This window comes from Lactobacillus gallinarum (assembly GCF_002160635.1).
Classification (GTDB): Bacteria; Bacillota; Bacilli; order Lactobacillales; family Lactobacillaceae; genus Lactobacillus; species Lactobacillus gallinarum.
Genome location: NZ_NFKZ01000034.1, coordinates 1 through 19,067, shown reverse-complemented (window position 1 = coordinate 19,067; position 19,067 = coordinate 1). Strand labels below are relative to the sequence as shown.

The 19,067-nt window shown below is 36.4% G+C and carries 17 protein-coding genes and 1 pseudogene; 16 read left to right on the top strand and 2 right to left on the bottom strand.

Annotated features, from left to right (window positions below):
• The first annotated feature begins 198 nt into the window (after positions 1–198).
• Positions 199–1,194 (top strand): aldose epimerase family protein, encoded by a 996-nt coding sequence (locus B5E95_RS08965; protein WP_087236329.1) that lies wholly within the window; start codon positions 199–201, stop codon positions 1,192–1,194.
• Positions 1,195–1,257: 63 nt separating this feature from the next.
• Here the strand turns inward: B5E95_RS08965 and B5E95_RS08960 are convergent, their stop codons facing one another.
• Complete coding sequence (locus B5E95_RS08960; protein WP_087236327.1) at positions 1,258–2,109, bottom strand: AraC family transcriptional regulator; 852 nt, start codon at positions 2,107–2,109, stop codon at positions 1,258–1,260.
• Positions 2,110–2,358: 249 nt separating this feature from the next.
• Between B5E95_RS08960 and B5E95_RS08955 the strand changes: the two genes are divergently transcribed.
• From B5E95_RS08955 to yjeM, 15 genes and pseudogenes are all read left to right on the top strand, one after another.
• Positions 2,359–3,615, top strand: a complete 1,257-nt coding sequence (locus B5E95_RS08955) for an extracellular solute-binding protein (protein ID WP_087236325.1) — start codon at positions 2,359–2,361, stop codon at positions 3,613–3,615.
• A gap of 13 nt (positions 3,616–3,628) precedes the next feature.
• A complete protein-coding gene (locus tag B5E95_RS08950; RefSeq protein ID WP_056985563.1) occupies positions 3,629–4,504 on the top strand; it encodes a carbohydrate ABC transporter permease in 876 nt (291 codons plus the stop codon).
• 14 nt (positions 4,505–4,518) lie between these two features.
• Positions 4,519–5,352, top strand: coding sequence for a carbohydrate ABC transporter permease (locus tag B5E95_RS08945; protein WP_056985564.1), 834 nt, complete (start codon positions 4,519–4,521; stop codon positions 5,350–5,352).
• A gap of 24 nt (positions 5,353–5,376) precedes the next feature.
• Positions 5,377–6,489: an ABC transporter ATP-binding protein gene (locus tag B5E95_RS08940; protein ID WP_087236323.1), complete on the top strand. Its 1,113-nt coding sequence runs from the start codon at positions 5,377–5,379 to the stop codon at positions 6,487–6,489.
• Between the two features lie 8 nt (positions 6,490–6,497).
• The gene (locus B5E95_RS08935; protein WP_087236321.1) at positions 6,498–8,699 is read left to right on the top strand and encodes an alpha-galactosidase; all 2,202 of its coding nucleotides are present in this window, start codon (positions 6,498–6,500) and stop codon (positions 8,697–8,699) included.
• A 10-nt stretch (positions 8,700–8,709) separates the two neighbouring features.
• Positions 8,710–10,152, top strand: coding sequence for a sucrose phosphorylase (gene gtfA / locus B5E95_RS08930; RefSeq protein WP_087236319.1), 1,443 nt, complete (start codon positions 8,710–8,712; stop codon positions 10,150–10,152).
• Positions 10,153–10,307: 155 nt separating this feature from the next.
• Positions 10,308–10,919, top strand: a complete 612-nt coding sequence (locus B5E95_RS08925) for a GTP pyrophosphokinase (RefSeq protein WP_025005371.1) — start codon at positions 10,308–10,310, stop codon at positions 10,917–10,919.
• Between the two features lie 7 nt (positions 10,920–10,926).
• Positions 10,927–11,592 (top strand): response regulator transcription factor, encoded by a 666-nt coding sequence (locus tag B5E95_RS08920; RefSeq protein WP_087236317.1) that lies wholly within the window; start codon positions 10,927–10,929, stop codon positions 11,590–11,592.
• An 8-nt stretch (positions 11,593–11,600) separates the two neighbouring features.
• Positions 11,601–12,875 carry a sensor histidine kinase gene (locus tag B5E95_RS08915; protein ID WP_087236315.1) on the top strand — a complete coding sequence of 425 codons (1,275 nt, stop codon included), beginning with the start codon at positions 11,601–11,603 and terminating at the stop codon, positions 12,873–12,875.
• Positions 12,876–12,919: 44 nt separating this feature from the next.
• A complete protein-coding gene (locus tag B5E95_RS08910) occupies positions 12,920–14,095 on the top strand; it encodes an MFS transporter (protein ID WP_025005374.1) in 1,176 nt (391 codons plus the stop codon).
• A gap of 18 nt (positions 14,096–14,113) precedes the next feature.
• A complete protein-coding gene (locus tag B5E95_RS08905) occupies positions 14,114–14,521 on the top strand; it encodes an OsmC family protein (RefSeq protein ID WP_087236313.1) in 408 nt (135 codons plus the stop codon).
• 12 nt (positions 14,522–14,533) lie between these two features.
• The gene (locus B5E95_RS08900) at positions 14,534–15,238 is read left to right on the top strand and encodes an aldo/keto reductase (RefSeq protein WP_087236312.1); all 705 of its coding nucleotides are present in this window, start codon (positions 14,534–14,536) and stop codon (positions 15,236–15,238) included.
• A gap of 85 nt (positions 15,239–15,323) precedes the next feature.
• Positions 15,324–16,106 (top strand): hypothetical protein, encoded by a 783-nt coding sequence (locus B5E95_RS08895; protein WP_087236310.1) that lies wholly within the window; start codon positions 15,324–15,326, stop codon positions 16,104–16,106.
• A gap of 119 nt (positions 16,107–16,225) precedes the next feature.
• Positions 16,226–17,728 (top strand): SH3-like domain-containing protein, encoded by a 1,503-nt coding sequence (locus B5E95_RS08890; RefSeq protein ID WP_087236308.1) that lies wholly within the window; start codon positions 16,226–16,228, stop codon positions 17,726–17,728.
• 83 nt (positions 17,729–17,811) lie between these two features.
• Positions 17,812–18,699 (top strand): annotated as a pseudogene (gene yjeM / locus B5E95_RS08885) (glutamate/gamma-aminobutyrate family transporter YjeM); the annotation flags it as partial.
• Between the two features lie 16 nt (positions 18,700–18,715).
• Here yjeM and B5E95_RS11005 read toward each other — a convergent pair.
• On the bottom strand, positions 18,716–19,067 hold a 352-nt coding region (locus B5E95_RS11005), incomplete at its 5' end, for an IS30 family transposase (protein ID WP_143437575.1).

The window sequence follows — 19,067 nt, the reverse complement described above, 5'->3', positions numbered from 1 at the left end:
ATCATGTGTCCAAAGCAGTCACGGCATTGGCTTCATCTCCACTTTACATAGTAAAAGAAAAAGTGTTGAACGACTACTCCGTCGAGTAATCATCCAACACTAGATTAGTATGTTTTGTTACCGGTAACGCATATGTTATTGATAAGAAATACTTTATAATATTAATGAAAGCGAATACAAAAAAGAAAAGGCGAGAACATGAAAACAAGTTTTAATAAATATGGTCGAAAAGATGGCAAAGATCTTTGTGAAATTAGTTTAAAAAATGACAACGGCATGGTTGTTAAGGTACTTAACTATGGTGCAACTCTAGAAAAAGTTTTGCTTAACGACAAGAATATGATTTTGTCATTAAATTCACCAGCTGATTATTCTCAAGAAAGAAATTATTTAGGTGGTACAGTTGGCCGAATTGCCGGTAGAGTCAGAAAAGGTCAATGGAGACATGGTCTTGAAATTCATCAATTGCCAATCAACGAAGGTGAGAATCACATTCATGGCGGAATTGGTACAGATACTGAAGTATGGGATTTTGAACCTTCTTGTGATGAAAACAGTGCACGAGTAGATTTAACGTTATTTGATCCAGATGGTCATAATGATTATCCAGGCAATTTAAAGATTCATGTCAAATATGAATTGGACAATGATGATACTTTGCATTATTCAATTAATGCGGTGAGTGACCAATTAACTATTTTTAATCCGGTAAATCATGTTTACTTTACCTTAGGTGAAAAAGATAATATCAAAGATCTTAAGCTAAAAATGAATGCTGATTATTATTTGCCAGTTGATCACTCTGGAATGCCTGATCGTGGAATGGAAGAAGTTGCTGGCACTGCTTTTGATTTTAGAAAGACTAAGCGTGTAGGGGATGCTTTGGAAGCTGACGATCCTCAAATCAAAGACAGAGGAGGCATGGATCATCCATTTATTTTAAATGGCAATCGGCCTGGCGCTGTTTTAAGTTCAAATGAACGTAAGGTGACCGTGAATACTGATGCGCCATCATTGATTATTTATACTGGTAATGGTTTTGATCATACTGGTAAGTACACTGCTGATTTCGGCCAATATGCGGGAATTACTTGTGAAGCACAAATTCCACCGGCTGAAGGCAGCGATTTAGGGCGCATTACGTTATTACCAAATGAAGAATTCAAGCGGAATGTAAGTTGGAAGTTTGAGTAAAGAGTAATAATAAAAACATCTCTGTTTAGAACTATTCTTAGCAGAGATGTTTTTTGTATATTTTTACTTCTTAATATGAGAATCAGTTCTAACCATTTGTCGATATGCTTTGGGACTAAAGCCAGAATACTTCTTAAACGCTTTAGAAAAGGTAAATTCATCAATATATCCTACTGAAACTGAAATTTCTTGAATGGAGCTTGGAGTATTTTTTAGTCTATTTTTTGCTTTTTCCATTCTGATTTTTATTAAGTATTTTTGTGGGGAAATGTTAAATTCCGCTTTGAAGATGTTATATAAGTGGCTGCGTGAGATATCGATCTTGTTGCATAAAGAGCTAACGGAACAATTATGGTCACTATAATTGTCATTTAAGTAATTGATAGCTAATTTCAATTTGAAATGACTATTGTTTTTAGGTCGCTTCTTTCTAATGGGATATTCTGAATCTAAGTGGTAGAAAGTTTGATATATTAATGACTCAATTAATATATCGTTGATTAAACTAGTTGGCCGATGAAGCGCATCAAATAGTTGGAATAAGCTATTGCAAAAATTAGAATTTTGAACTTGGCGTAAATAATGTTGCGTAGACAGAGAAGATCCAGCGAGCATCGCACCTATTTTTAAGCCGGACAAACCGATCCAGAAATATGTCCAAGGCTCTTTGCTGTCGGCTTTGTAAAAACAAGGAACTCCTTTAGGAAGGATAAAAACATCGCCGGCTTGCAGTTGAATTGCTGGATGGTTAGCTGAGGAGAAAGTTCCTTTTCCTTTAATGATGTAGTGAATGACATAGTTTTGTCTGACGTTATTACCACTAAAAAAATAGTTGGGTAAACAGCTTTCTTTGCCAAAAAACAAAACATTGCTTTCTAGACTAATGTCATTTAGTGTCTTATATTCTCCATCCATAATGACAAATCCTCCAATAAAAAATCATATTTTACATGTCACCATGGATTCTAGCATAGTGTATGAATACTAGCAATACAGCATTTATTTAAGCAAAAATGTCAAAATGTTTAATAAACAAAGTGACAAAGAACATATAAAGCAGACCATGGATTTGCATTAGGGATTAAGTAATAATATTTGTGTAAAGCATGATAGCGCTTACTGATAAAAGGAAAGCTAAATGTGATTTCAGAGGAGTGAGAAATTATGAAAAAGTGGCTAAAAAGATTAGCTGTAACAGGCTTAATAGCTACGATGGCTTTGAGTTTAACAGCTTGTGGTCAAAAAGAAAGTAGTAAATCTGGTAAAAAAGTTACAATAGAGTATTTCAACCAGAAAAAAGAAATGTCAGGTACTTTAAAAGAAATCATCAAAGATTTTGAAAAAAAGAATCCTGATATTCATGTAAAAGAAGTTGACGTGCCAAATGCTGGGACGGTTTTGAAGACAAGAATGTTATCTGGAGATATTCCTGATGTCATTAACATCTACCCGCAGAATATTGATTTTCAAGAATGGGCTAAAGCAGGGTATTTTGAAGATATGACTCATGCCCCATATATCAAGAATATTAAGAATCATTATGCTGATTCATTCAAGATTAACGGCAAGATCTACAATGCACCACTTAGTGCTAATGTTTATGGCTTCTTCTATAACGCAACTGCCTTTAAGAAGTTAGGCATTAAGCCACCAAAGACTTGGGGCGAATTTGAACAGACCGTTAAGAAAATTAAGGCAAGTGGCAAGGCACCATTTGCCATAGCTGGTACCGAACCTTGGACATTGAATGGTTATCACCAATTGTCACTAGCAACTGTTACTGGTGGTGCCAAGCAAGCCAACAAATTGTTAAGATTCTCAGCACCTAACAGTATTAAGGTAAGCAATCCTTATATTCAAAAAGATTTTAATAGATTGAACTTATTACGTGAAAACGCCCAACCAAATTGGCGTGGGGCTAGTTACAATGACGCAGTTGTTTCATTTGCTAATGGCAAGAGCTTGATCATGCCAAATGGTTCCTGGGCATTACCAATGATCAACCAACAAAAGCCTAAATTTGAAGTTAGAACCTTTGCCTTCCCAGCAGCTAAAGCTGGACACGAAATGACTGTTGGTTCAGGCGACTTGGCCTTATCGATTTCATCTAAGAGTAAACATAAGAAAGCTGCCGAAAAGTTTGTGGCTTACATGACAACTCCAGCAGCTATGCAAAAGTACTACAACGTTGACGGAAGTCCAGTAGCCGTTAAAGGCGTAAAGCAAAAGGGGATTGACTCTCAACTTGGCGGTTTATCTACCTTAGCCTTCACCAAGCATGACATGGTATGGCTGGCACAAGATTGGACTAGTGAAAATGACTTCTTCAACTTAACGGCTAGTTACCTCATGACTGGTAATAAGCAGCAAATGGTTAATGATATGAATACCTTCTTTAACCCAATGAAGGCTTCTAACTAGGGGGATTTAAGAAATGAAATCAAAAAGTTTTATTGAAAAACACTGGGGCTGGCTGTTTTTAATCGTCCCATTGATTTTACAAGCAATTTTCTTCTACTTTCCATTAGTACAAGGTGCATTCTACAGCTTCACTAATTGGACTGGTTTAACTTATAACTACAAATTTGTCGGCATTAACAACTATAAGTTGCTATTTATGGATCAAAACTTTGCTAAATCAATTGGTTTTACCGCGATTTTAACCATTTGCTTGATCGTCGGTGAAATTGTAATCGGTATTTTGGTAGCTCGGGCTTTGAACTCCAAGATTAAAGGTCAGACTTTCTTTAGAGCTTGGTTCTTCTTCCCAGCAGTTTTGTCTGGTTTGACAGTTGCCTTGATCTTTAAACAAGTTTTCAACTATGGTTTACCAGCAATTGGTAACGCACTTCATATTGAATGGTTACAAACTAGTTTACTTGGTACTAATACTGGTGCGGTAATTGCAACGATCTTCGTCCTCTTATGGCAAGGCGTAGCGATGCCAATCATTATTTTCTTAGCCGGTTTACAAAGTATTCCAGATGAAATTAAAGAAGCTGCCGAGATGGATGGTGCTAATAATCGTCAAATCTTTTGGAACATTGAATTGCCATATATGCTTCCAAGTATTTCAATGGTCTTTATCTTAGCCTTGAAATCTGGTTTGACTGCTTTTGACCAAATCTTTGCCATGACTGCCGGTGGTCCAAACAACTCAACTACTTCACTAGGTTTGTTAGTTTATAACTACGCATTTAACAACAACTCATTTGGTTATGCGAACGCCATTGCGATTGTTTTGTTCATCTTAATTGCAATTGTTTCATTTATTCAAATTAAGATTTCAAACAAGTATGCCGTTGATTAAAAGGGAGTATCAAAATGGATAAAGAAAATAAAACAAAGAAGTTTTGGGATTATGCCTTATTAGTAGTCGGCGGGATTTTAATCCTCATTCCACTGCTTTACACATTTTTAAGCTCATTCAAGACGACTAAGCAAATTATGAATCATTTCTTTGCTTGGCCAAATCCATGGACCACAGCTAACTTCCAAAGATTGTTTGCTGATGGGGTAATGGGTTACTTCTGGAACTCAATTGTCATTACTGTTTTGTCAATTGTGTTGGTCATGATCTTTGTTCCAATGGCTGCCTACTCAATTGCACGTAACATGTCAAAGCATACCGCCTTTAATTGGATGTATATTTTGTTAATCATCGGTATCTTCGTTCCATTCCAAGTAATCATGATTCCAATTACAGTTATGATGAGTAAACTTGGCATAGCCAATATGTGGGGTTTAATCATTCTTTACTTGACTTATGCTGTGCCACAAACATTATTCCTCTATGTCAGTTACATTAAACAAAGCGTTCCTGAAAGTTTGGACGAAGCCGCTGAAATCGATGGGGCTAACAAGATTACCGCTTACTTCAAGATCATCTTCCCATTATTAAAACCAATGCATGCCACTACTTTAATTATCAACGCAATGTGGTTCTGGAACGACTTCATGCTTCCATTGTTAATTTTGAACAAAGACTCCAAGATGTGGACATTGCCTTTGTTCCAATACAACTACACTGGTCAATACTTCAATGATTATGGTCCAAGTTTTGCATCATATGTAGTAGGTATTATCACAATTACAATTGTTTACTTAATTTTCCAAAAGAACATTATTGCTGGTATGAGTAACGGCGCAGTTAAATAAAAAAGAGAGACGAGGTTTTTAACAATGGTTAAGGTAGATTTAGATCACGTATATAAAAAGTATGATGGCAATGACAAGTATTCAGTAACGGACTTCAATTTACATATCAAAGATGATGAATTCATCGTTTTCGTGGGACCTTCTGGTTGTGGTAAGTCAACCACTTTGAGAATGATCGCTGGACTTGAGGATATTTCAAAAGGCACCTTGAAGATCGGTGGCAAAGTGATGAACGACGTTGCCCCTAAGAATCGTGACATCGCCATGGTTTTCCAGAACTATGCTTTGTATCCGCACATGACGGTTTATGACAATATGGCTTTTGGTTTAAAGCTAAGAAAAGTTTCTAAAGAAGAAATTGATAAAAAAGTTCAAAGAGCTGCCGAAATTTTGGGCTTGAAGGAATACTTAAAACGTAAGCCAGCTGCCTTGTCTGGTGGTCAACGTCAGCGTGTTGCCTTAGGGCGTGCAATTGTCCGGGATGCACCTATTTTCTTAATGGACGAGCCCCTTTCTAACTTGGATGCTAAGCTGCGTGTTACCATGCGTGCTGAAATTGCCAAATTACACCAACAATTAAAGACTACTACTATTTATGTAACTCACGATCAGACCGAAGCTATGACTTTGGCTGATAGAATTGTCATAATTAAGGATGGTATTCAACAACAAGTTGGCACGCCAATGGAAGTTTACAACAAACCAGCTAATGTCTTTGTTGCCGGATTTATTGGTTCACCTGCGATGAATTTCTTCCATGTAATTTTAAAAGACGGTAAGATTGTTGATAAAGAAAATCATGATTTTGAAATTCCAGTACCAGAAGGCAAGCTCAAAGTCTTAAAGGGCAAAGGCTATGACGGCAAAGAATTAATCTTTGGTATTCGTCCAGAAGATGTTCACACTGAAGAAGTTTTCTTAGAAACATATCCTGATAATGTAGTTGAAGCTAATGTTGTCGTTTCAGAATTATTAGGTGCTGAAACTCAACTTTACTGCAAAGTCGGCAACACCGATTTGGTATCAAAAGTTGATCAAAGAGATTATGCCAAACCAGGTGATAAGGTCAAGATGGGCTTTGAAATGAACAAGTCACATTTCTTTGATCCTGAGACTGAAGCAGCTGTTGAAAATTGAGGTTAAAGATGACTAAAAAATTAATTACCTTTGATGAAAAAAATAAAGTTTTTCATCTGCACAATGCGCAAATTTCATATCTTTTGTCAGTTGAAGAGGGCGGTACCCTTTGTCACTTATACTTTGGCAAGAGTATTAAAAGTTATCATGGCGAGTTGCGTTATCCTAGATTAGATCGTGGTTTTTCAGGAAACTTGCCTGGTTCATTAGATCGAACTTTTTCTCGAGATTCGTTGCCACAAGAATATAGTAGTGCAGGCGAAATGGACTTTAGAACACCAGCTACTATAGTGCGGCAGTCAAATGGTTCAAATGCGGTTTTTCTAATTTATGAAGGTTATCAAATTATTCCTGGAAAACCGGAATTAAAAGGATTACCTCATTCATGGGTTAAAGATAAACATGAAGCTGAAACTTTAATTATTACTTTAAAAGACAAATTCAGTGAGCTTAGGTTTGATTTGTTCTATACAATTTATCAAGATCGGCCTGTAATTGTACGTTCTACCAGAATTAGAAATGCTGGTAAAGAGGTCGTAAATGTTGAAAAAATTGCATCAATGCAAATGGACTTTGTTGATCGTGATTTTGACATGATTACTTTACCTGGTGCTCATGCTCATGAAAGACGAGTTGAGCGTAGCAAGGTTAATCAAGGCATTCATGTTTGCTCAAGTATTCGCGGGACCTCGAGCCATCAAATGAATCCCTTTGTCGCGCTAGTTGATCGAGATACAAATGAATTTGTGGGGGATGCATATGGTTTTGCTTTGGTTTATTCAGGTAACCATAAGTTTGAAGTGGAAAAAGATCCATATGCACAAACTAGAATCGCAGTTGGTATTAATGACTACAACTTTACTTGGAAACTTAAAAGTCAAGCAAGTTTTCAAACGCCTGAAGTATTAATGGTTTATTCAGATCAAGGCTTGAATAAGATGAGTCAAGCTTTCCATAGTATAATTCATGATCGTATTATGCGTAGCAAGTATAAAGATCAAGTTCGACCAATTGTAGTGAACAACTGGGAAGCTACTTATTTTGATTTTGATGAAGATAAATTAAAGCCGATCGTTGATAAAGCTAAAGAATTAGGCATTGAAATGTTTGTACTTGATGATGGTTGGTTTGGCCATCGTGATGACGACAATTCTTCATTAGGTGATTGGCAAGTATTTAAAAAGAAGTTCCCTCATGGACTAGATCATTTTGCGGATTATGTTCACAAAGAAGGACTCAAATTCGGCTTGTGGTTTGAACCAGAAATGATCTCGATTGATTCGGACTTGTATCAAAAGCATCCCGATTACTTAATGCATGTTCCTGGTAGAACTCCAAGTCCAGCTCGTAATCAATACTTGCTTGATCTTGGTCGAGCAGAAGTACGTAATAATATTTTTGCACAGATGAAAAGAATTCTTGATTCAGGCAAGATTGATTATATTAAGTGGGATATGAATCGTCATCTTTCTGATATTTATCAAGCTGATTTGCCAGCAGATGAACAAGGCGAAGTATACCATCGCTATGTTTTAGGCTTGTATGATTTACTAGAAAAAATTGTTGATCGTTATCCTGATCTATTAATTGAAGGTTGTTCAGGTGGTGGCGGCCGCTTTGATGCGGGGATGGCTTACTATAATCCACAAATTTGGGCTAGTGATGATAGTGATGCTATTGATCGTTTAAGCATCCAATACGGTACTAGTTTGGTATATCCGCAATCAATGATGACTTCTCATGTTTCAGTTAGTCCTAATGAACAAAATGGACGTATCACTCCATTTAAGACACGCGGTATTGTGGCTATGTGGGGTGATCTAGGCTACGAACTTGATCTGACCAAATTAAGCGTAACTGATCAAAAAGCAGTTGCTAAGCAAGTTGCTGAATATAAGAAAATTAGAAAAGTTACGCAATTTGGTAAATTCTATCGTTTGAAATCTGCTCAAACCAGCAACCAATGTGCTTGGGAAACAGTTTCACCTGATAAAAACGAAGTAATTTTATCAACGGTAAAAGTGATGGCAAGTGCACAACCATATTTCACTAAGACTAAACTAGTTGGTCTTGATCCTGATAAACAATATGAAGATCAAGCAAGTCATAAGGTATATGGCGGCGATGAATTGATGAACCTGGGAATTTATGACCAAGTTGAACAGGGCGATTTTATGGCTTACATGTATCATTTCAAAGCGGTAGACTAGGAGGAATTTTATGCCAATCAAAAACAAAGTCATGCTAATTACTTATCCAGATAGCTTGGGTAAAAATTTAACAGAATTAAACGAAGTTTTAGAAAATGACTTAAAAGGTGCAGTTGGTGGCATTCACTTGTTGCCATTCTTTCCCTCAACTGGTGACCGCGGTTTTGCGCCAACTGATTACACTACAGTAGACCCTAAGTTTGGTGATTGGGCTCAGGTTGAAGCATTAGGTGAAAAATATTACTTGATGTTTGACTTCATGATTAACCATATTTCTAGACAATCTAAATATTATCAGGATTTTCAAGAGCACAAAGACAAAAGTCCATATGCCAAGCTGTTTCTTAGCTGGGACAAGTTTTGGCCTGAAGGCCGTCCTACTCAAGCTGATGTTGATTTAATTTATAAGCGTAAGGACCGTGCGCCTTATCAGGAAATAACCTTTGCCGATGGTACCAAAGAGAAGTTATGGAACACTTTTGGACCTGAACAAATTGATTTGGATGTTCGTCAAAAAGTAACTCAAAAGTTTATCAAAGATACTTTGATTAGCCTAATTAAACATGGGGCAGATATTATTCGCTTAGATGCCTTTGCTTATGCAGTTAAGAAACTTGATACCAATGATTTCTTCGTTGAACCAGAAATCTGGGACTTATTGAAGCAAGTTCAAGACGATATTGCAGACGAGGGTGCAACCATTTTACCGGAAATTCATGAGCATTATTCAATGCCATTCAAGATTGCTAAGCATGGCTACTTTATCTATGATTTTGCCTTGCCAATGGTAACTTTGTATTCACTGTATTCTGGCAAGAGCAATCGTCTTGCTGCCTGGCTTAAGAAATGCCCGATGAAGCAATTTACAACTTTGGATACCCATGACGGCATTGGTGTGGTTGATGCGCGTGATATCCTTTCTCCTGAGGAGATCGACTATACCAGTCAAGAGCTATATAAAGTTGGTGCCAACGTTAAGAAGAAGTATTCTAGTGCTGAATATCATAACTTAGACATTTATCAAATCAATACTACGTTTTATTCAGCTCTTGGTGATGATGATCAAAAGTACTTCATGGCACGACTCTTGCAAGTCTTTGCACCAGGCATTCCACAAGTTTATTATGTAGGGATGCTAGCTGGCAAGAATGATATTAAATTGCTGGAAGAAACTAAAGAAGGTAGAAATATCAACCGTCATTATTACAGCAAAGCAGAGATTGAAAAAGAAATTCAACGTCCGGTTGTTGCCTCATTACTCAAGCTCTTCACTTTTAGAAATACAGAAGCTGCATTTGACTTGAATGGCTCAATTGATATTTCTACTCCTAATGAAAATGAAATTCGAATCGTCCGTATGAATAAAGAACAAACTAGAAAAGCTGAACTAGTTGCAAACTTGAAAGATTTAACTTATCAAGTGCTAGTGAATGGTGAACAGATAAAATTCTAAACCCTTTCTCTTACTCTCTCTCAATTTAAAAAGCATATGTCGATAATTATTCGATGTATGCTTTTTCATTTGTAATCTTAATTCCTTAGTAATTGTTCCTTCAAAGAAAAGTCAAATTTCATTGTTATGATGAATATAGGAAGAAGGAATAAATGTTGAATATTTACGGAGAATATACCCCTGCTTTAGATAAATTGCTTAAACAAATGACGGAGCAATTTACTACTTTAAATCAAAATTATGAAAAAAAGTATCACGAAAGACTTTATGAACACTTGCGTGGTCGAGTTAAAAGCGAAAAGAGCATGGAAGATAAATGCCAACGGAAGGGATTACCACTTACGCCCAATTCTGCCTTAAGGGAAAATCGAGATAGCGTTGGTTTACGTATCGTCTGCAATTTTGTCGATGATATCTACACTTGCATTGCAGCCATTAAAAAATGGGACAACGTTAGTGTAGTGAAAGAAAAAGATTATATTACTAATGCTAAACCTAATGGTTATCGTTCTTATCATATGATTTTAGATGTAATGGTTCCCGAGCAAGATGTCGATGGTAATATTCCAGGACATTATTTTGTCGAAGTACAATTAAGAACAATTGCCATGGATACTTGGGCAAGCTTAGAGCATGAAATGAAGTATAAACATCAAATCAAGAATCCAGAAATGATTGGTAAAGAACTGAAAAGAGTTGCTGATGAATTGGCATCTTGTGACATTAGTATGCAAACCATCAGACAATTGATTAGAGAAGGGGATTGATTATTTAATGAAGATTTTAGTCGCAGAAGATGAACCACAACTACTCAGAGTATTAACTGTTGCCATGCAAAAGGCAGGTTATGAAGTTGATCCTGTCGATAATGGCTTAAAAGCCGTTGAACACACTAAGGAAAATTCATATGATGTCATTATCTTGGACATTATGATGCCGGTAATGGATGGAATTACCGCTTTAAAAAAAATTAGAAAAAGTGGTGATAAGTCATATATTTTAATGCTTACCGCAAAGTCAGAAATTGATGATCGAGTAACTGGCCTTGATAGTGGGGCAGACGATTATATAACTAAACCATTCTCATTAAAAGAATTGCTGGCTAGACTGCGTTCAAAGGAGAGAAGAGAGGATGACTTTACTCCTAATGAAGTAAGCGTTGGTGATGTTACTCTGAATGTGTCTGAACAAGAATTAGTGAGTCATAATTCCATTCGGTTAAATGGACAAGAAACGCAGTTGATGGATTACTTTATTTTGAATGAAGGAAAAGAATTATCGACTGAAGAATTACTTAGCCATGTATGGCGCAATGACGAAGATGCAAACAGCGACATAGTTTGGATATATGTCTCCTATTTAAGACAAAAATTGCAATCAATTCAAAGTTCTGTGAAGATTAACGGAATAAAAGATGGTAATTATAGCTTAGTTAAGTAGGTGATAAGATGATTCAAAAATTTCGCTGGAAATTTATTGGTGCTTCTGTCGCTGCTTTATTGATAGTTTTGTTAATTACACTAGGTAGTTTGGTAGGAATTACTCGTATTCAAAATCAAAATGAAATTAATCGAGTTTTGACCGCTTTAGTAAAAAATGAGGGTCATCTTTCACCGCATAATGCACAGCCGGCTTTTGGCAATCAGGATGACTTAATTAATCGGAATTTTTTAGCGGGAAAATATAATCCTGAAGCTGTTTATCAATATCGCTATTTTGCCGTAACAGTTGATGCTAGCCATCAAGTTAAGGTTATTAATAACAATAACGTTTATAAGATTAAAAATACTGAAATTGCTGATATTACTTGCAGAACATTGGCTGAACATAATAAGCAAGGAAATATTAAGGCGGGACAAAATCAGTATGCTTATAGAGTTACCAAAGATTCAGCTGGTCAAACTTTAATCGTCTTTTTAAATGAGACCTTAATTTATAATCGTTTTTGGTTGATGTTCAGAGTGGCAGTGGTTTTAGGAATTGGCGCATTAATTGTATTCGCATTAGTGCTAATCTTAGTTTCTCGCAGAGCAATTAAGCCGATTATTGATACATATCACAAGCAGCAGGAATTTATTACTAATGCGGGGCATGAGCTGAAGACACCTTTAGCGGTGATTTCTGCTAATGCCGAAATGGAAGAAATGTTAGGTAATGATTCGGAATGGAATCAAAGTACCAAAGAACAGGTTGATAAGCTAACTAAATTAGTTAATCGATTAATTTCATTAGCTAGAGCGGGTGAAATGGGAGAATTAACTTTAAGTAAAGTTAATTTCTCAAAAATTGTTGAACAATCAACTCAAGATTTTAAATCGATCATGAAAAAGAATGACCTGACATATCAGGTTTCTATTCGTGAAGGATTAAATGTAATTGCTGAAAAGCATTCATTGGCAGAAATCATTAATATTTTACTTGATAATGCTAGAAAATATTGTGATCCACATGGCAGAATTAGAGTGGAATTATCCAAGAGTCCTTTGAGCAAGAATGCTGTTTTGCGTATCAGCAATACTTATAAAGAAGGCAAAAACAAAAATTATACTCACTTTTTTGAAAGATTTTATCGAGAAGATGAATCGCATAATTCTAAAAAAGGCGGCTTTGGCATCGGTCTCGCGATGGCACGCGAGTTAGTACAGGCTTTTCGTGGCAAGATCTCAGTTGGCTACAAGGGCGAAGACATTGTTTTTACCGTTAGTCTTAAAATAGTCAAATAGTTTCTTGATAGTTGTATAATAAAAATAGAAATCGAGGGACTGATTTGACTAAGAGAAAATCTATTTATAGCAAAGATGTTGTCTTAGTAATGGCAGCATCTTTTTTCTTTATGTTTAGCACGATGTTTGTTAACCCACTGATTAATGGGTACGCTAAAAAATTAGGAGCCAGCAGTGCCTTTGCCGGCGTGATTGTTGGGATTATGAGTATAGCGGCCATGTTTTTACGCCCTGTTGCAGGTAACTTAACTGATAAATTTTCAAAGTATCGTTTGTCTTTAATTGGCGGTGTTTTGATCTTGATTGGCGTGTTAGGCTATATTTTTACGCCATCAAGTGGACTGTTGTTATTATTTAGACTAATCAACGGAACGGGCTATGTTCTGTGTACTGTTTGCATGACAACCTGGCTAGCATTTTTAGTACCGCGTCAACACGTAGGTGAAGCGATGGGCTTTTACGGTTTAATGAATGCACTAGCTATGGCATTAGCACCAGCGCTTTCAATTAATATTTATCAAAAAATTGGTTATCGTGAAAGTTTAATTGCTGCAGCGATTGCGGCCTTTTTGATGATTGTGGCGATTCAGTTTGTTGGCAATCATGCTTTGCCACTTAAGAAAAAAGGACAGACGCAGAAAAAGCACTTTAAGATTATACAGATGAACGTTTTGCCAGTCGCAATTTTAACCACGTTATTTGGGATGCCTTATTTTATTACGCAGGCTGATATTGTGACTTATGTTGAACAGCGTCATTTAACTGTCGCTGTTGGTAGTTACTTTTTGATTTATGCGTTAGTCTTATTAGTAATCAGAATAGGTTTAAAGCGGTATTTTGATACTGTTCGTTTTGGTGTGTGGTTCTGGCTTAGTCTGGTGTCTACTGCAGCTTATATCTTTTTATTGGCAGTGATGAATAATAACTGGCAAATGGCCTTAGCTGCTGCTGGAATGGCGTTGGGCTATGGTATTATTTATTCCGTTTTGCAGTCTACGGCATTATTGCTTGCCCCCATTGAGGAGCAAGGTTTAGCCAGTTCTACTTTTTACTTGGGATTGGACGTTGCAATGTCCTTTGGCCCGATGATTAGTGGGGTAGTTGACAGCGTATTGCCGGTTAAATATTTTTATTGGGTTGATTTGGTATTGGTACCTCTGATGTTAGTAGTTTACTTTATTTGGCGCAAGCGACTTAATGGAGCAATTGATCACCATTAACAGAGAAAGGAAAATATTATGAGTGACTATTTAGTAAAATCTAAACTTGAAGATACAGAATGGCAGATTAAGAGTGATGCTCGTGACCATAGCTTTATTTGTGATGTAAGTGATGATAAGCACAATGCAGGACCTAATCCAGTTGAATATTTGTGCGGCAGCGTTAATTCTTGCATTGAAATATCTGCAGGAATGATTAATAAAATCCATCATCTTGGTATTAAAAATCTTCGTATTGAAAATCAAGCTAAAACAGAAAAATTAGACCATGGCAAATCTGTGGTTACTGAAATGAAGATTAAGGTTTTCTTTGATTCAGATATGACTAGAGCTGAAAAAGAAGAATTTTTAGCCCATAGCTTGCACGTATCTACGGTATATCAAACCCTTAAAGAAGCAATTAAGATTTATGTTGAGCTGGGATAGGGATGAATTTTGATGTCAATTTTTGATGAAGCAATTGTACTAAATGATGGTAGCTTAATACCTAAAGTTGGTGTGCAGGTTGATAATGATCAAACTTTTAATGAAGCCGTGGCAGCAGGATTTCGATTGATTGAACAGACTGCTGATCAAAAAATGCACATGCGAAAAAAGTTACCACAGCTCTTTTTGGAAACTGTGATTTCAGAGGATGTAAAGACCCGTGAGGAATTACGCAATTATTTTGCTACAGTTAGGGCTAATTTAATTAACAGCCGTCCCGATCTTTGCTTATTAAAATTGAGTGATGATCAAAAACGTAATCAGGAAATTTGGCATGAATTGGAAGAAGCAAAGTGTAAAGGCTGGGTTAAGTGTTTAGGCGTTGCCGACGCAACTACTGATAGTTTAGGTGAATTGCTTAAAGAAAAAGTTAAGCCAGTAGTAATGCAATTAAACTACGAAGATCCAGTATTAATTAATCTAGCTCGTGAGCATAAAATGCAAGTTGAGATTTCGATTAGAGAAGATATTGATGCTTTAGCAGAAATCGCAACTAAATATAAAGTTAGTGTCATAGACTTGGTTATTAGTTACTTTAACCAAAAGAGAATTATTCCATTGATTGAAGCAGATGCGATGAAGGAACAACCTAAAGCAGATATTAAAATTCAAGCAGAAGATATGGAAATAATCGGACAATTATTTGCTAGTAATTAAGATGTAAATATAGTTGGATTTGTATTTTGATGAATAATAATGAATGTTATAATGAAACTATAAGAGTTTAAGTTAGGAGATTAATATGAAAACTAAAAAATTATTTACTTCATTAGCTGCAGCTGTGATGCTTTCAACTAGCTTAGCTGGTAGCGGTGCTGTATTAAGTCAAACTGCACATGCCGCTGATACAACTCAAACTGCAAGTACCAATGCACAAGCCCAAAAGGGCACTATTAGCGTTAAGCGTAGATCAGTAGCTGTTACTGTTAATAGTGATAAGCCAACTCTTTTAGCTGTTACAAAAGATGGTAAGACTAAGCCAGTAGCTTCAACTTATACTAAGGGTCAAGCTATTCAAGTATATTATTCAGTACCATTTACAGCAACTGCTCAAGGTTCAGAAGGTCAACAACTATCTGCATATTACGTTGATTCTCAAACAGTTGATGGTCAAAGCGCCATGATCTTTATTCCAGCAAGTGAAGTAACTGCTTCAACTAAAGTTCCAACTCAAGATGAATGGGTAAAGCAAGCTGAAAGCGATGCTAAAGCAATCCAAGATGCTTACAATAACAGAGATTTAAAGTACATCGTTGTAACTCCTAAGTCAAAGAAGGGTGCAAAGATTTACTACGCTTACAAGAAGACTAAGAAGTCCAAGAAGATCTACTTCAAAGCTTCTAAGAAGAAGATCAAGAAGGGTAAGAAGTTTAAGTCATCAATGATCGTTAAGCATGGTAAGACTAGATATGTTTATATTGGCAAGAAGCGCTATGTAAAGCAAAGTGCTGTTAAGTTAGTTAGTGCTAAATATGCACCAGTTAAGTTATCAGATGATCTTAAGAGCTTAATCGTAGAAAACTAAAATTAAACACGAAATAACAAAAAGTCGAGATTCGTTCATGAATCCCGGCTTTTTTGTATTGAGTAATGAAATTATTTTCTTAAAATAGATAACTGGGATTATTAGTGGAGGGATATTTAATGAAGAAATTAAAAGTATTCATCATTATGAGTTTAATGATGATTTTTTTAGTTAAACCAAGAACGGTTTTAGCTAAAAGTTTAGATTCATTTCAACCTAAGATGATTAATGAAAATAGTAATTATCGAATTTATCAAAAATTAACGCGTAAGGGTCCAGCAGGAAGTATGGGTCTGGCACGTACCTTTAAATATGGCAATTTTCAAGCAAATGCTGTGAGAAAAGTTGGAAAGTCAAAGTATTATTACGTTTGGATTGATGGTCACAAAGCTGGCTGGCTTAATCAACGAGCATTCTTGAGAGATAAAATTGACGTTGCCAAAAATGTTAGTTTAGTTAAGAATTCACATTATAGTTTTCCTACAAGGGATGCAATTAACTTCGCTACAGACTCAACAGGAACCGTGATAGATCTTGATAAAGTTAAGGCATCGCAAGATGAAGTGTTATCTAACGATGCTGGTAAGCATAAAATAAAGTTTTCTTATGGTAAAGCTCGTGCACATACAGTAGTTGAGGTAAGAAGTAATGCTCATGAAGGCGTTGCTAAGGCCAATAAAACGGAGCAAGCGGGAAAAGCTGCAAGCAGCTGGTTTAAGCATTACAAAACTTCCGGCAATTGGGGCAAAGGAGCAAGTTATGCACCAGAAACCAAGCCACACGTTTTAAAAAGCAAGCCTTTTAGATTAAAGACATATTTCTATCAACCTGCAACTTTAAGCCAAGATGGCGAAAAAATTGGGGTGGTAGGTCCTGTGCCTGAAGGTGTAACTATTTCAAATGGTTCAATGTATGCGACGATGTATGAATCACCACATAATACCCGTGCACATATTGTGGCCTATAAGTTTAATCACGTCCCTAATCGCTATGTCATGCAAAAGTTGCCATGGCTTCCTTGGGCAGAATTCACGCGATTAGCTTCCGAGGTCAAAGTTAGTCCTAATATTAAGTTAGGGCATGGTCAAGCATTTGGTGCTACAGATAGGTATATTTATGCAATTGCTAATGACCATTTGCTTCGTCATAGCGTTCAGTCTGAAGAAATTATGCAAATTAGTAAAAAAGATTTGCGAATTAAACGAATTTGGACTTTCAAGATTTGGAATAAATCAGCTAAGGATGGTCGCTATGTTCATAACGCTGTCTTTGTAAATGATAAAAAATTTATTGCAGTCTATCATAGTGCAACCGAGCACCGCTTCGAATATTGGGAGGTAGCTCGCCGCGGCAACAGTTGGCATCCCGTTGAGATCGGTGCAACTAAAGGTGAATTTATGCGTAATAATTCGCCAGTACAAGGTATCGCATGTGATAAAAAGAGAAAGCAAATTTATCTTGCCTTCAATGATTATTTATTTAAAACAAATCGTGCTGGTAAAGTACTAACTAGTGGACATTTTCATACCGGTCGCGAATTTGAGGGGATTTGTGTCAATGATTCGTACTTATATGCGGAATTAGCACAAAGACCAGAATTATTACGTCAAAAAATTAAATAGGATATAACAGCTTCTTTTGAATTTATATTTATAAAAGTTCATAATAGTAAATGTTTGTTTAAAAAAGGAGTTGTTTTTTATTTATGGAGCAAGATAATCACGTCAAGATTAAGCTAGGAAGCTTAGTTTTGATGATTTTCTCTTCTATTTTTGGATTTAGTAATTCGCTAACAGCCTTTTATCAGATGGGGTACGCAAGTATTATCTGGTATATTGTGACTGCCATTTTATTCTTTTTGCCATCTGCATTAATTTTTGCGGAATATGGTGCTGCATTTAAAGGAATAAAAGGAGGAATCTTTTCTTGGCTTGAAGGATCAACTAATGAAAAAGTAGCATTTATCGGAACGTTCATTTGGCTTTCAGCCTGGGTTGTGTGGCTAGTTTCATCCACGCAGTTCTTCTTAGTATCTGTCTCAACGGCCGTATTTGGTCATGATACAACGCAAAGCTGGCATCTAGGGGCTCTATCTTCGACTCAATTATTGGGAATTTTGGAAGTTATTTTCTTAGCTGTAGTAACTTTTTGTGCAGCAAAGGGAATTGATAAAATAAAGACGATCAATAATATTGGTGGGATCTTTACTTTGGCAATTGCTATTGGCTTTACTGTTGTTTCATTGTTTGTATTCATTTTGAATCATGGACAATTAGCTGAACCAGTTACTGCACAAAATTTGGTACATTCACCTAATCCATCATTCCAATCACCAATTGCGGTTGTTTCATTTATCGTCTATGCATTGTTTGCTTATGGCGGTTTGGAAACAACCTCAGGGGTAATTGATTCTGTCGATAAACCAGAAAAGACTTATCCAAAAGGTTTAATCATTGCCATGGTGATGATGACTGCACTTTATGTGGCTAACATCTTCATGTGTGGTGTGGCTGTTAACTGGAATAAAGAACTCGGTGTCAAGGGCGTTGATTTGGCTAATGTGGAATACGTTTTGATCCTGAATTGTCAAATTAAGTGCAACAGTTAGGCTATGAAGAAATGTATTGCTTGAAGAGTTCTTCTGCTGTCTGATATTGGAGGATTCGGCGATGTTTGTGGTTAATGGCATTGGTTGCCTGTTCAACATAAGCCTTTGTTTTGTCTTTCATACTCTTGCCCTTAGGGAAGAATTGACGCAAAAGACCATTGCAGTTCTCATTGGTGCCCCTTTCCCATGGAGAATATGGATGAGCGAAGTAGATCTGGCAGCCTTTGATCTTGGTCATATCCGCAAACTCAGAGCCATTGTCAAACGTGATCGATTTAAACCAGGCAGGATGTCTGTCAATCTCATTTTGAAGCAGCCTTTGGCATGTGCTTGCCCGATAGTCAGGAATCTTG

What these genes read in the sequence shown, in the direction of transcription:
- B5E95_RS08950 (WP_056985563.1), top strand. Translation starts at nt 3,629, where the DNA reads ATGAAATCAAAAAGTTTTATTGAAAAACACTGGGGCTGGCTGTTTTTA.
- B5E95_RS08890 (WP_087236308.1), top strand. Translation starts at nt 16,226, where the DNA reads ATGAAGAAATTAAAAGTATTCATCATTATGAGTTTAATGATGATTTTT.
- B5E95_RS08940 (WP_087236323.1), top strand. Translation starts at nt 5,377, where the DNA reads ATGGTTAAGGTAGATTTAGATCACGTATATAAAAAGTATGATGGCAAT.
- B5E95_RS08965 (WP_087236329.1), top strand. Translation starts at nt 199, where the DNA reads ATGAAAACAAGTTTTAATAAATATGGTCGAAAAGATGGCAAAGATCTT.
- B5E95_RS08920 (WP_087236317.1), top strand. Translation starts at nt 10,927, where the DNA reads ATGAAGATTTTAGTCGCAGAAGATGAACCACAACTACTCAGAGTATTA.
- gtfA (WP_087236319.1), top strand. Translation starts at nt 8,710, where the DNA reads ATGCCAATCAAAAACAAAGTCATGCTAATTACTTATCCAGATAGCTTG.
- B5E95_RS08945 (WP_056985564.1), top strand. Translation starts at nt 4,519, where the DNA reads ATGGATAAAGAAAATAAAACAAAGAAGTTTTGGGATTATGCCTTATTA.
- B5E95_RS08960 (WP_087236327.1), bottom strand. Translation starts at nt 2,109, where the DNA reads ATGGATGGAGAATATAAGACACTAAATGACATTAGTCTAGAAAGCAAT.
- B5E95_RS08955 (WP_087236325.1), top strand. Translation starts at nt 2,359, where the DNA reads ATGAAAAAGTGGCTAAAAAGATTAGCTGTAACAGGCTTAATAGCTACG.
- B5E95_RS08900 (WP_087236312.1), top strand. Translation starts at nt 14,534, where the DNA reads ATGTCAATTTTTGATGAAGCAATTGTACTAAATGATGGTAGCTTAATA.
- B5E95_RS08905 (WP_087236313.1), top strand. Translation starts at nt 14,114, where the DNA reads ATGAGTGACTATTTAGTAAAATCTAAACTTGAAGATACAGAATGGCAG.
- B5E95_RS08895 (WP_087236310.1), top strand. Translation starts at nt 15,324, where the DNA reads ATGAAAACTAAAAAATTATTTACTTCATTAGCTGCAGCTGTGATGCTT.
- B5E95_RS08935 (WP_087236321.1), top strand. Translation starts at nt 6,498, where the DNA reads ATGACTAAAAAATTAATTACCTTTGATGAAAAAAATAAAGTTTTTCAT.
- B5E95_RS08915 (WP_087236315.1), top strand. Translation starts at nt 11,601, where the DNA reads ATGATTCAAAAATTTCGCTGGAAATTTATTGGTGCTTCTGTCGCTGCT.